The sequence below is a fragment of the Pseudomonas sp. GD03862 genome (assembly GCF_029840855.1).
Classification (GTDB): Bacteria; Pseudomonadota; Gammaproteobacteria; order Pseudomonadales; family Pseudomonadaceae; genus Aquipseudomonas; species Aquipseudomonas alloputida.
Genome location: NZ_JAOCDI010000081.1, coordinates 1 through 13088 on the forward strand (window position 1 = coordinate 1; position 13088 = coordinate 13088).

The following is a 13088-nucleotide window of genomic DNA, read 5'->3' on the forward strand; positions in this document are numbered from 1 at the left end:
AAAAAACCTATAAAAAAACCCCGACGCAGAGGCCGGGGTTTTCGTGAAACAGGCAGCAGTTTCAGCGAGCGTAGGTCATCAGCACGTCCGCAGCGGTCTGGCTATCCACACCCATCATCACGCTCAGGGCAGTGACGGTGAGGATGGAGAAGCCGAACACCTTGCGGGCCCACTTGCTGTCGTCCTCGGCCTTGTAACCACCCCAGGCCATGTACAGCCAGTACAGGCCCATGGCAGCAGCCACGGCCAGGTAGCCGAGGCCGGCGTAACCGCCGAGGGTAAGCATCAGGGTAGCGAGCACGAAGGCCAGCACGTACAGCACGATCTGCTTTTTCGCCGCGAGGATGCCACGTGCCACCGGCAGAACCGGAATGTTGGCAGCGCTGTAATCCTTGAAGCGGAAGATCGCGATGGCAAAGCTGTGCGGCATTTGCCAAAGGCTGAACATCACCAGCAGGGTTACCGCAGCCAGGTCGAAGCTGTTGCTCACAGCGCAGTAGCCGATCACCGGAGGCATGGCACCCGACAGGCTGCCAACCAAGGTGCCGTGCACCGATTTACGCTTCAGCCACAGGCTGTAGAAACCGACGTAGACGACAAAGCCAATCAGTGCGCAGAACGCAGACAGCGGGTTGGCCTGGACATACAGCAGGCTGAAACCCGCCACCCCGAGCAGGGTGGCGTAGATCAGCGCGAGGGGCAGCGACATGCCGCCCTGAACCATGACACGGTTCTTGGTGCGCTCCATCTTGTGGTCGATGTCACGGTCGATGCAGTTGTTGAACACGCATCCGGACGCAACCACCAGCGAAGTACCGATCACCACCGCCAGGAACAGGGCGAAATCCACATGGCCCTTCGAGGCAAGGAAGAAACCGCCTGCCACGGAAAGCACGTTACCGAAAATGATCCCCGGTTTGGTGATTTGGATAAAGTGCTTAACGGACATGCAGTCTTACCTCACTTGGCCAACATTTCGAAGTGGATGCTGAACATGATCCACAGCGACAGGCCGACAAGCAGAGCGATCACCAGGGTGGTGAACAGGAACGTCGAAACGTTGTTGCGTTGCTCTTTCGAGCGGTCCATGTGCAGGAAGTAAACCAGGTGAACAACTACCTGGATCACGGCCATGGCAACAATGATCAGAACGGTCAGGTTCTTCGGCAGGCTGGCGGTCATGGCCAGGCCGAACGGGATAGCAGTCAGGATGATCGACAGTACAAAACCGATCATGTACGACTTGACGCTGCCGTGATTACCTTCGTGATGAGTGTCGTGTGCGTTAGCCATTACAGAACCCCCAGCAGGTAAACGACGGTGAATACGCAGATCCAGACCACGTCCAGGAAGTGCCAGAACAGGCTCAGGCAGCTCATGCGGGTCTTGGCGGTCGGCGTGATGCCGTGCTTGTTGATCTGGTACATCATGATTGCCATCCAGATCAGACCAGCAGTCACGTGCAGACCGTGGGTACCTACCAGGGCGAAGAAGCCCGACAGGAAGCCACTGCGCTGCGGGCCGAAGCCCTCGCTGATCAGGTGATGGAACTCATAGATTTCCATCGCGATGAAGCCTGCACCGAACAGGAAGGTCACAGCCAACCAGCCCAGTACGCCAGCTTTCTTGCCATCGAACATCTTCAGCATGGCGAAGCCGAAGGTGATCGAGGACAGCAGCAGGAGCAGCGTTTCAACAGCTACGAAATCGAGCTGGAAGATGTCATGACCCGACGGGCCGCCGGCAAAACTGCCGGACAGCACCGCGTAGGTGGCGAAGAGCGACGCAAACAGGATGCAGTCGGTCATCAGGTACAGCCAGAAGCCCAGTACGGTCATCTGGCCCGAGTCGTGGTGGTGGTCGTCGTGCCCATGGTCGTGACCATGAGCAGCGCCGTGCATTACTTGACTGGACATTGATTACACCCGCTCAAACGATTCGACACGTGCGCCGGCAGGCAGAGCACCTGCTTTGGCCAGCGCTTTCATACGCTCGCCTTCGATGCGCGCCACTTCTTCGGCCGGAACCATGTAGCCCTGGTCGTCACGTGCAGCGTGGCGAACGAAGACAGCGATGGTTGCAACCAGGCTCGCGCCAACCAGCCACCAGATGTGCCAGATGAAGGCGAAGCCGAAGACAGTCAGGAACAGGCCCATGAACAGACCGGTAGCGGTGTTGCTCGGCATGTGAATGGCTTCGTACTTGGCCGGGGCCTTGTACGCAACGCCTGCTTCCTTGGCTTCGTGCCAGCAGTCCAGACCAACTTTCTCAGGCATGTGAGCGAAGTTGTAGAACGGAGGTGGCGAAGAAGTCGACCATTCCAGGGTACGGCCGCCCCATGGGTCGCCGGTCACGTCCAGGTTCTGGTTGCGGTCGCGGACCGAAACGACGATCTGGATCAGCTGGCAAGCGATACCGAACAGGATCAGCACGGCGCCGACAACGGCTACGTACAGGTAGGGTTCCCACAGTGGGTTGTCGGAGTGGTTCAGACGACGGGTCATGCCCATGAAGCCCAGGGCGTACAGCGGCATGAACGCAACGTAGAAGCCCGACAGCCAGAACCAGAAGGCAGCTTTGCCCCACTTCTCGTTCAGGGTGAAGCCGAAGGCTTTCGGGAACCAGAAGGCGAAACCGGCGATGTAGCCGAATACCGCGCCACCGATGATCACGTTGTGGAAGTGCGCAATTACGAACAGGCTGTTGTGCAGGACGAAGTCAGCACCCGGAACGGCCAGCAGTACGCCGGTCATGCCACCGATGGAGAAGGTGACCATGAAGCCCAGGGTCCAGAGCATCGGTGCGGTGAAGCGCACACGGCCTTGGTACATGGTGAACAGCCAGTTGAACAGCTTCACACCGGTCGGAATGGAGATCAGCATCGTCGCCAGGCCGAAGAAGGTGTTGACGCTGGCGCCGGCACCCATGGTGAAGAAGTGGTGCAGCCATACAGCAAAGCCGAGGATGGCGATCGCGCCCGATGCGTAAATCATCGAGTGGTGGCCGAACAGGCGTTTGCCAGAGAACGTCGAAGTTACTTCCGAGAACACGCCGAAGGCCGGCAGGATCAGGATGTAAACCTCAGGGTGACCCCACGCCCAGAACAGGTTGACGTACATCATCGGGTTCCCACCAAGCTCGTTGGTGAAGATGTGGAAGTCCAGATAACGGTCAACAGTCAGCAGAGCGAGTGCAGCAGTCAGAATCGGGAACGAAGCGACGATCAGCACGTTGGCCCAGGTGCAGGTCCAGGTGAAGATCGGCATGTCCATCAGTTTCATGCCAGGTGCGCGCATCTTCATCACGGTGACGAGGAAGTTCACGCCGGTAAGCGTCGTACCCAATCCGGATAGCTGTAGCGCCCAGATGTAGTAGTCGACACCCACCCCAGGGCTGTACTGAATGCCCGCGAGCGGCGGATAGGCAACCCAGCCGGTCTTGGCGAATTCACCAACGCCCAGCGAGATGTTGACCAGCAGCACGCCTGCCAGCAGCAGGTAGAAGCTCAGGGAGTTCAGGAACGGGAAGGCAACGTCACGTGCACCGATCTGCAGAGGAACCGCCAGGTTCATCAGGCCGGTGAAGAACGGCATCGCCATGAAGATGATCATGATCACACCGTGAGCGGTGAAGATCTGGTCATAGTGTTCAGGCGGCAGGTAGCCTTCGGAGCCGCCGGTTGCGGCAGCCAGCTGGGTACGCATCATGATGGCGTCGGCAAAGCCGCGCAGCAGCATGACCATCGCGACGATGATGTACATCACGCCGATCTTTTTGTGGTCGACAGTAGTCAGCCACTCGCTCCACAAGTAGGTCCACTTGCGGAAATAGGTGATAAGACCGACGACAGCGATACCGCCGAGCGCGATCATGGCAAGCGTCACCATGACTATCGGCTCGTGATAGGGTATCGCCTCCAGGCTTAATTTACCGAACATCTCTTACTCCTCTGCACCGGCAGCTGGTTGCATACTCGATTCCACACCCTTGGTTGTGGCCAGATCTTTGCTGCCTGCTTCTTCGTGGCTACGACCGCGGTTCATGCCTTCGTACTTGTCGACGATCAGCTGGAACTGCTCAGGCGAAGCCTCGCTATACAGCGCGACCGGGTTGTTTTCGCTTGGTTTGGCCAAGGCGTCGTATTCGGCCTTGTCCAGCTTCTTCGGCGACTGCTTGACTTCAGCGACCCACTTGTCGAAGTCTTCCTGAGAGGTGGCAGTAGCCTTGAATTTCATGCCGGTGAAGCCAGCACCGCTGTAGTTGGCGCTGATACCGTCGAATTCGCCGTTTTCGTTGGCGATCAGGTGCAGCTTGGTGGTCATGCCGGCCATGGCGTAGATCTGACCGCCCAGGCCCGGGATGAAGAACGAGTTCATCACGGCGTCGGAAGTGACGCGGAAGTTGACCGGAGTGTTAGCCGGGAAGACGATCTTGTTGACCGTGGCAATGCCCTGCTCCGGGTAGATGAACAGCCACTTCCAGTCCAGCGCGACCACGTCGATCTGAATCGGCTTAACGTCCGAATCCAGCGGACGATAAGGGTCCAGCTTGTGGGTGGAGTGGTAGGTGACGTAACCCAGGGCGATGATGATCAGGATCGGGATGATCCATACCGCGGCCTCGATCTTGGTCGAGTGCGACCAGTCAGGGGTGTAGGTGGCTGCCTTGTTGGAAGCACGGTACTTCCAGGCGAACGCCAGGGTCATGATGATCACAGGGATTACCACCAGCAGCATCAGGCCGGTAGCGATCAGGATCAGGTTCTTTTGCTCAATGCCGACCTGGCCCTTCGGGTCGAGCAGGGTCCAGTTGCACCCACTGAGTAAAAGCATGCCTAAAAAGGGCAATATGCCAAACAGTCTGGGGTAACGCTTTTTACTCATCTCACGACCTCTAGATCAGCTTGCTTCAATGCAATTTGTGTTTTGGTAGCCAACACTTCGTCCTGCCAAGTGAGGCATTTCGCGCCCGTACTCGCTCCTGCCTGGGGTCCGACTGCAGGACCTTGGCTTCAAGCGGGTTAGCGGTGCTTATGGTTTCGTAGGCAACAGGCCTGTACTTCAGACCAAGTCCATTTGGTGCGGGAAAACGCGGAGGGGTGTCCGCCCGGTATCGCCGTTGGGCGAAACTTGACGAAGTCAGCAAAAAGGAGCGCTGAGGCTTCCTTCAATCCTGCGACTCGCAAGCAGTGCCGAACGGAAATTGGGGGCGATTGTAGATAGGTCGCCAACCCTTGACTATGACTTATTGAGCAACAGTCTTTTACAGAATCCGTAACAATGCTGCTCGATAATTCAACTTCGCGACAGTTTGTCGCACCCCGCTTGATAGGCCTCAAAGCCGCATCCTGCAAGGCCTGCGGGTTGATCTGGATCAAGCGGTGCGCAACTTTTCCCTCTTCTCATGCGGTGCAAAAGACCCCATGCAATTCGGGACTTTTGTCTAAGCCTGGCGTCGATTGCGGTAGATACCGAGCGGGACCAGGACGGCGGTCAGCACGAACGCCACAAGTGCCCATTGCGCCAGCGACAGGCCGAGGATCGGCGGATACGGCGTGCTGCAGAAGCCGTCGACCTGAAACGCCAGGGGCCACAGCTTTGCCAGTGGCAGGTCATCCACGATCGGCTGCAGGGTATCGATACCGCAACTGACCATGGGGTTGGCGAGTATATACACATGGTTGCCCGCCGCAACGATTCCGCCAATTGCACTGAGCACCACCAACGCCTCGAAGAAGGTCAGGCTGCGGCGCCCGGGCATCGCCGCAGCGATGAAGGCAAACACGGCAATGAACAGCAACGCATAACGCTGCAGGATGCACAACGGGCAGGGTGCCTCGCCTAGCACCACCTGCATGTAGAGGGCGCCGCCGATCAGTGAAAGGCAGATCAGCCCCAACAGCACCAGAAAGCGCCGTTCCCGATTCAGGCGCGATGTTTGTTCGTTCATTGCCGGTTCCTTCGATGGATAGTGGCAGCGTGGTCCGCCTGCCTGGGCGCAAGTCTACACGCTGGGCATGGCCTGTGAGCATGCCGAGGGAGCGTCGCGGAAGCACTGCGCAGGGCTATCCAGTGTGGCTGAGACCGGCCGCAACGACGTCGGTTCAACGCCGGGCGGCAAAAAAGGCTGCCCAGGTGCCGCGCAGGGGCAAGCCCCTCGACACCCGGGAGTGAAGGATACCGTGATTAAAGGATGATTAAGGATGAAAGCTGCGCAGGTGCTTTCATCTCTTCTTTATATATAGGCAGAAAAGTGTGCTGCAGCGGGGGACGAGTACGCTATAGGCCTGTACCGGCCCCTTCGCGGGTAAACCCGCTCCTACAGAGACGGCACCACATTCAAGACCGGTGCAATACCTGTGGGAGCGGGCTTGCCCGCGAAGAGGCCGGCACAGGCGCTACATCACTCCAGCGCTGCCGCCGGCCCGAAGAACTCGTAGCGGCTCTGCTGCTCGGGCACACCCAGGCCCTTCAGCTGGCGCTTGACCGCCGCCATGAAGCCCTTGGGCCCAAGGAAGTAGGCATCCACGTCACGCTCCTGCGGCAGCCACTCGGCGAGCAGGTCTTCACTCAGCAAACCCACGGCATCGGCCGCAGCGCCACCTTCCGGCTCGGCATAGCAGTAGAAGCGCTTGAGCTGTGGATGACGCGCCGCCAGGCCATCGATCCAGTCCCGGAAGGCATGCACCGCGCCGTTACGCGCACAGTGGATGAAATGCACCTCGCGCCGGGTTTGCAGTGCTGCCTGCAGCATCGCCAGGGTCGGGGTAATGCCCACCCCTCCGCTGATCAGCACCAGCGGCTTGTCGCTGGCTGCCAGGGTGAAGTCACCCGCAGGCGGGAACAGTTGCAGGGTATCGCCCACCATCAGCTCATCGTGCAGGTAGTTGGAGACCTTGCCGCCCGCCTCGCGCTTGACGCTGATGCGGTATTCCTTGCCGTCGCACAGCGCCGACAGGGAATAGTTGCGGCGCTGCTCGGCACCGTCAATGTCCAGTTTCAGACCGATGTACTGGCCAGGTTCTGCCTTGAGCACCGGCATGCCATCCACCGGGGCGAAGTAGAACGAAACGATCTCGCTGCTTTCCTGCTCGCGGCGTACCAGGCGGAATTCACGGGTACCGCGCCAGCCACCCTCGGCCTCTTCCTTCTCTTTATAGAGGTTTTCTTCAGCGCCAATCAGAATGTCGGCCAGCTGGCCATAGGCCGCGCCCCAGGCGTCGATCACCGCAGGTGTGGCAATGTCCTTGCCCAGCACTTCCTCGATGGCGCGCAGCAGGCAGCTTCCGACAATCGGGTAGTGCTCCGGCAGAATCTGCAGGGCAACATGCTTGTTGATGATCTGCCCGACCAGGCCGCCCAGTTGCTCCAGCTGGTCGATATGGCGGGCATACATCAACACGCCGTTAGCCAGCGCACGCGGCTGATCGCCACTGGCCTGGTGGGCCTGGTTGAACAGCGGCCGTACCTCGGGGTACTCGCTGAGCATCATCTTGTAGAAGTGGGTGGTCAGCGCTTCGCCGCCGCTTTCCAGCAGAGGTACAGTGGCCTTGATGATTGCACGTTGTTCGGCATTGAGCATTGCAACAACTCCTGAGCCTGTGGCTTCAAATGACTGCCCCTGCCATTACAGCAATCGTGCCAACTTTTATCGCCAGCAAAATCAGGGGTTTGATGCAGGTCATGTCAAAACGACCCACCCCTATGTATAGTCATATCGACCCACAGGAGTCCTTATGACTACAAAGCCACTTCTCACCACCCTGCTGCCTCTGGTCAGCGACCTGTCCCGCGATTTGCCCGACCAGGAACGCTACCGCCGCCTGTTGCAAGCCATGCGCGGCCTGCTGCCGTGCGATGCTGCAGCACTGCTGCGACTGGACGGGGAATGGCTGGTGCCGCTGGCAGTGGATGGCCTTAGCCCCGACACCCTCGGCCGGCGCTTTCGGGTCAGCGAGCACCCGCGTTTCCAGATACTGCTCAGCCGCCCGGAACCCACCCGTTTCGCCAGCGACTCCGAACTGCCCGACCCCTACGATGGTTTGGTCAATGCCCCCGATGCCGACCTTGAAGTGCACGACTGCATGGGCTGCCCGTTGATGGTCGATGAGCGCCCATGGGGCCTGGTCACCCTCGACGCCCTCACCCCCGGGCAGTTCCAGAGCCTGGAGCTGGATGCCCTGCAGGCCTTTGCCAGCCTGGCTGCCGCCACCGTTACCGTGGCCGAGCGTATCGAGCACCTGGCCCTGCGCGCCGAAGACGAACACCATCGCGCCGAGCTCTACCGCCAGGCCAGCGGCCAGGATAGAGAGCTGATTGGCCAGAGCGCCGCGCATAAACGCCTGGTGGAGGAAATTCGTCTGGTCGGCAGCAGCGACCTGACCGTGCTGATCACCGGCGAAACCGGGGTCGGCAAGGAGCTGGTGGCCCAGGCCCTGCACCGAGCCAGTAGCCGCGCCGACAAGCCGCTGGTCAGCCTCAACTGCGCCGCCCTGCCCGACACCTTGGTGGAAAGCGAACTGTTCGGCCATGTGCGCGGCGCCTTCACCGGCGCGCATGGTGAGCGCCGCGGCAAGTTCGAACTGGCCAACGGCGGCACACTGTTCCTCGACGAAGTGGGCGAACTGCCGCTGACGGTCCAGGCCAAGCTGTTACGCGTGCTGCAAAGCGGCCAACTGCAACGCCTGGGTTCGGACCGCGAGCACCGGGTGGACGTGCGCCTGATCGCCGCGACCAACCGCGACCTGGCTGCCGAGGTGCGTACGGGCAACTTCCGCGCCGACTTCTATCACCGCCTCAGCGTATACCCGCTGCACGTGCCACCGTTGCGCGAACGTGGGCGTGACGTGCTGCTATTGGCGGGCTACTTCCTCGAACAGAACCGTTCACGGCTTGGCCTGAACAGCCTGCGCCTGAGCCATGAGGCCCAAGCCGCGTTGATCGCCTACGACTGGCCAGGCAATGTGCGCGAACTGGAACACCTGATCGGCCGCTCGGCACTCAAGGCGCTGGGCCAGCACCCTGATCGGCCACGTATCCTCACCCTCGAAGCCATCGACCTGGACCTGCGTGTGTCGGCAGCCACGCCAGGCACGCTGCCCTCCCCCGCTGCACCGCTGCAAGTGGTCACCCCGCCTGAAGGCGGCTTGCGTGAAGCCGTCGACATTTACCAGCGACAGGTGATCGAAGCCTGCCTGCAGCGGCATCAGGACAACTGGGCAGCAGCGGCCCGCGAACTCGGTCTGGACCGCGCAAACCTGAGCCGTTTGGCCCGCAGGCTTGGGCTTCGCTGAGGTTTTTCTACCAAAGGATTAACCCAGAAAGCCATCTGGTTGCTTCCCCACCGGCTGCTATATCTCCCTAACCACCCGTTTGTCGACTGCCTGGTCGAGGCTGTGCGTAAAACCCCTGACAGGGCTCTGTTACGCCGGTTGTGGCCCGAACACTCGGGCCGGGGGATCCGGATATCAGCAGGGAGCATCCATGGACAACATCGTCGTCGCCGATAAGCAATCCGAAGTCGCCACTCAGAGCGCCTGGGGCAATATCAATCTCAAAGCACCCAGCGTCGTGCAGATACCGGTATCTCCAGACAAAGTGGCCACGGTCACCCAGCGCGGGCAGGACCTGATCGTCACCCTGAAGTCGGGGGAAAAGGTCACCATCGGTAACTTCTTCGCCGTGGACCAGGCCGAGGTCGGCAGCGATATGGTCTTCGTCGGCGAAGACGGCACCCTGTGGCATGCCCAGTACGATGCGGCAGCGTTCACCGGTTTCACCTTCGAAGAAGTGGCCTCACTGGACGAACTGGTCGCAGGCATCGGTACTGCAGGCAGCGCCATGCCAACTTGGGCGATTGCCGGTCTCAGCCTGCTGGGCGTGGGCGGCGCAGCAGCAGCGGCGGACAATGGAGGCGGGGGCAGCAGCGGCGGTTCCGACCCCGACACCAGCGCACCGGCCACGCCGATCGACCTGCTGGTTTCACCGGATGGCCTGCGTCTGACCGGCCGTGGCGAAGCAGGCACCACGGTGAACATCCGCGACGCCGCCGGCAACCTGATCGGCAGCGGCACAGTGGGTGCCGACGGCAACTTCAACGTGACGTTGAATGCGCCGCAGATCAACAGCGAAAACCTTGATGTCACCCTGACCGACGCCGCCGGCAATGTCTCGGCGCCTGGCACTGTCACTGCACCGGACGCAACTGCACCACTGGCGCCGACCGACCTGGCAATCAATGAGCAGGGTAACACCCTCACCGGTCGTGCCGAGCCCGGCTCGACGGTATCCGTACGAGGCGCAGGTGGCGTATTGCTGGGCACTGCGGTGGCCGGTGCGGACGGCCAGTTCAGCATCACCCTGCAACCGCCACAAAGCGACGGCCAGGCCCTGGAGGTCAGCGCTGCAGACGCGGCAGGCAATAGCTCGCCAGTTGCCAACATCACGGCACCGGACGTCGACACCCCTGATACTACAGCCCCTGAACAACCGACCGACCTGGCCCTGGCCGATGGCGTCACCTTCACCGGTCGCGGTGAGCCTGGCGCTACCGTGCAGGTGCGCGACGCAGCCGGCAACCTGATTGGCACCGGTGTCGTCGGTGCCGACGGCCTGTTCAGCCTCACCCTGTCGCCTGCCCAGGCCAATGGTGAAGCACTCGATGTGCGTCTGGTGGATGCCGCCGGCAACAGCTCTGCCCCATTGCAATTCGATGCGCCGGACATCACACCGCCCGATGCGGTGAGCAACATTGCCGTCGGCGCTGACGGCCTGGCCCTGAGCGGTCGCGGTGAACCCGGCGCCACTGTCGAAGTGCGTGATGCCAGTGGCACCGTGATCGGTACGGGTATTGTGGGAGCCAATGGCACTTTCATGATTGATCTTGATCCGGCGGCCCAGCCGGGCGAGCAGTTGAGCCTGGTGCAGACCGACACAAGCGGCAATGCGTCCGTGGCTACCGAGTACGACGTCCCACTGACCTCCGCGCCCAACAGCCCGAGCAATCTGGCCATCGATGCTGATGGCACCACCGTTACCGGTACCGCGCCGGCTGGCAGCCGTGTGGAAGTGCATGATGCCAACGGCACCCTGATTGGCAGTGCCATTGCCAACGCCGATGGCAGCTTCAGCATCGAACTGAATCCCGCACAAGCCAACGGCGAACTGCTGGACGTGGTCGCCATCGATGACGGCGGCATTTCCTCGCTGCCCGCCCAGATCACCGCGCCCGACATCACCGCCCCTGCCGCCCCAACCGAACTGGCGGTCAGCGCGGACGGCAGCGTTATCACCGGCCGTGCCGAACCGGGCAGCACCGTGCGCATCGTGGCTGCCGACGGCACTGAACTGGGCACTGCCGTGGTCGGCCCGACCGGCGTGTTCAGCCTCAACCTCAACCCACCACAAGTTGACGGCGAAGTGCTGCAGGCCACGGCGACCGATGCCGCTGGCAATACTTCCGTTGCCAGCTCCGTCACCGCCCCAGACATCGATGGCGGCGACACCACCCCGCCTGAAGCCCCGACCAATCTGGTGATCGGCCTTACCGGCAGCCAGCTCAGTGGTCGAGGCGAAGCCGGCTCTACCGTGCAGGTGAGTGACGCGGCCGGCAACATCCTCGCGACTGGCACCGTCGCTGCAGATGGCACCTTCGTCATCGCCCTGGACCCTGCTGTCAACGACGGCAGCACCTTGCAAGTCACCCTCACCGACGCCGCCGGCAACGTATCCCAACCGGGCTCGATCACCTCGGCCGACCTGCTGCCGCCCGCGCAACCGACTGACCTGGCCCTGGCCGATGGCGTCACCTTTACCGGTCGCGGCGAGCCCGGTGCCACCGTGCAGGTACGCGATGCCGGCGGTGCTGTCATCGGTACTGGTGTCGTCGGTGCCGACGGCCTGTTCAGCCTCACCCTGTCGCCGGCCCAGACCAATGGTGAAGCACTCGACGTGCGTCTGGTGGATGCCGCCGGCAACAGCTCTGCCCCATTGCAATTCGATGCGCCGGACATCACACCGCCCGATGCGGTCACCGATATCCTGGTCGGCCCTGGTGGCACGGCCCTGAGCGGTCGCGGCGAACCCGGCGCCACTGTCGAAGTGCGTGATGCCAGTGGCACCGTGATCGGCACGGGTATTGTGGGAGCCAATGGCACTTTCCTGATTGATCTTGATCCGGCGGCGCAGCCGGGCGAGCAGTTGAGCCTGGTGCAGACCGATCCAAGCGGCAATGCGTCCGTGGCTACCGAGTACGACGTACCGCTGACCACTGCGCCCGATAGCCCGAGCAATCTGGCCATCAATGCTGATGGCACCACCCTCACCGGTACCGCGCCGGCCGGCACCCGTGTGGAAGTACATGACACCAACGGCACGCTGATTGGCACTGTGGTGGCGGGCCCCGACGGCAGCTTCACCGTAACCCTCGACCCGCCTCAGGCCAACGGCGAACTGCTGGACGTGGTCGCCATCGATGACGGCGGCGTTTCCTCGCTGCCCGCACAGATCACCGCACCGGATGTCACCGCCCCTGCCGCACCGACCGAACTGGCGGTGAGCGCGGACGGCAGCGTTATCACGGGCCGTGCCGAACCGGGCAGCACCGTACGCGTGCTGGCCGCCGACGGCACCACTGTGCTGGGTAGCGTGGTAGTTGGCGCTATCGGCAGCTTCAGCATCACCCTCGACCCGCCACAAGTTGACGGCGAAGTGCTACAGGCCACCGCGACCGATGCCGCTGGCAACACATCGCCAACCAGCTCGGTCACCGCCCCAGACATCGATGGCGACACCACCCCGCCTGAAGCACCGACCAACCTGGTGATCAGCGCTGCCGGCAGCCAGCTCAGCGGTCGTGGCGATGCCGGTACCAGCGTTCAGGTGCGCGATGACGCAGGCACCGTAATTGCCACGGGCACGGTGAATCCGGATGGTACCTTCGCCATCACCATGGACCCTGCCGTGAACGACGGCAGTACCCTGCAAGTCACCCTCACCGACGCCGCTGGCAACGTATCGCAACCGGGCTCGGTCACCTCGGCTGACCTGCTGCCGCCCGCGCAACCGACTGACCTGGCCTTGGCCGATGGC

The 13088-nt window shown here is 61.7% G+C and carries 9 protein-coding genes; 2 read left to right on the top strand and 7 right to left on the bottom strand.

Going from position 1 to position 13088, the window contains the following annotated elements:
• Positions 1-61 precede the first annotated feature (61 nt).
• The 7 genes from cyoE to hmpA all read right to left on the bottom strand — a co-directional run bounded on the left by cyoE (position 62) and on the right by hmpA (position 7581).
• The gene (gene cyoE / locus N5D53_RS27025; RefSeq protein ID WP_003248596.1) at positions 62-949 is read right to left on the bottom strand and encodes a heme o synthase; all 888 of its coding nucleotides are present in this window, start codon (positions 947-949) and stop codon (positions 62-64) included.
• 11 nt (positions 950-960) lie between these two features.
• A complete protein-coding gene (gene cyoD / locus N5D53_RS27030; RefSeq protein WP_003248599.1) occupies positions 961-1293 on the bottom strand; it encodes a cytochrome o ubiquinol oxidase subunit IV in 333 nt (110 codons plus the stop codon).
• Positions 1293-1916: a cytochrome o ubiquinol oxidase subunit III gene (cyoC, locus tag N5D53_RS27035; protein WP_019436939.1), complete on the bottom strand. Its 624-nt coding sequence runs from the start codon at positions 1914-1916 to the stop codon at positions 1293-1295. The genes cyoD and cyoC overlap by 1 nt, the downstream gene beginning before the upstream one ends.
• Positions 1917-1919: 3 nt before the next feature.
• Positions 1920-3938 carry a cytochrome o ubiquinol oxidase subunit I gene (cyoB, locus tag N5D53_RS27040; RefSeq protein WP_010952047.1) on the bottom strand — a complete coding sequence of 673 codons (2019 nt, stop codon included), beginning with the start codon at positions 3936-3938 and terminating at the stop codon, positions 1920-1922.
• A gap of 3 nt (positions 3939-3941) precedes the next feature.
• A complete protein-coding gene (gene cyoA / locus N5D53_RS27045) occupies positions 3942-4883 on the bottom strand; it encodes a ubiquinol oxidase subunit II (protein WP_003248605.1) in 942 nt (313 codons plus the stop codon).
• 559 nt (positions 4884-5442) lie between these two features.
• A complete protein-coding gene (locus N5D53_RS27050; protein WP_003248609.1) occupies positions 5443-5949 on the bottom strand; it encodes a disulfide bond formation protein B in 507 nt (168 codons plus the stop codon).
• A gap of 453 nt (positions 5950-6402) precedes the next feature.
• Positions 6403-7581, bottom strand: a complete 1179-nt coding sequence (gene hmpA / locus N5D53_RS27055) for an NO-inducible flavohemoprotein (RefSeq protein WP_064491317.1) — start codon at positions 7579-7581, stop codon at positions 6403-6405.
• Between the two features lie 154 nt (positions 7582-7735).
• Here hmpA and norR point away from each other — a divergent pair, with 154 nt between their 5' ends.
• Positions 7736-9292: a nitric oxide reductase transcriptional regulator NorR gene (gene norR, locus N5D53_RS27060; RefSeq protein WP_190869684.1), complete on the top strand. Its 1557-nt coding sequence runs from the start codon at positions 7736-7738 to the stop codon at positions 9290-9292.
• 190 nt (positions 9293-9482) lie between these two features.
• Positions 9483-13088, top strand: a 3606-nt coding sequence (locus N5D53_RS27065) for an Ig-like domain-containing protein (RefSeq protein WP_279841102.1), incomplete at its 3' end; no start/stop codon positions are given.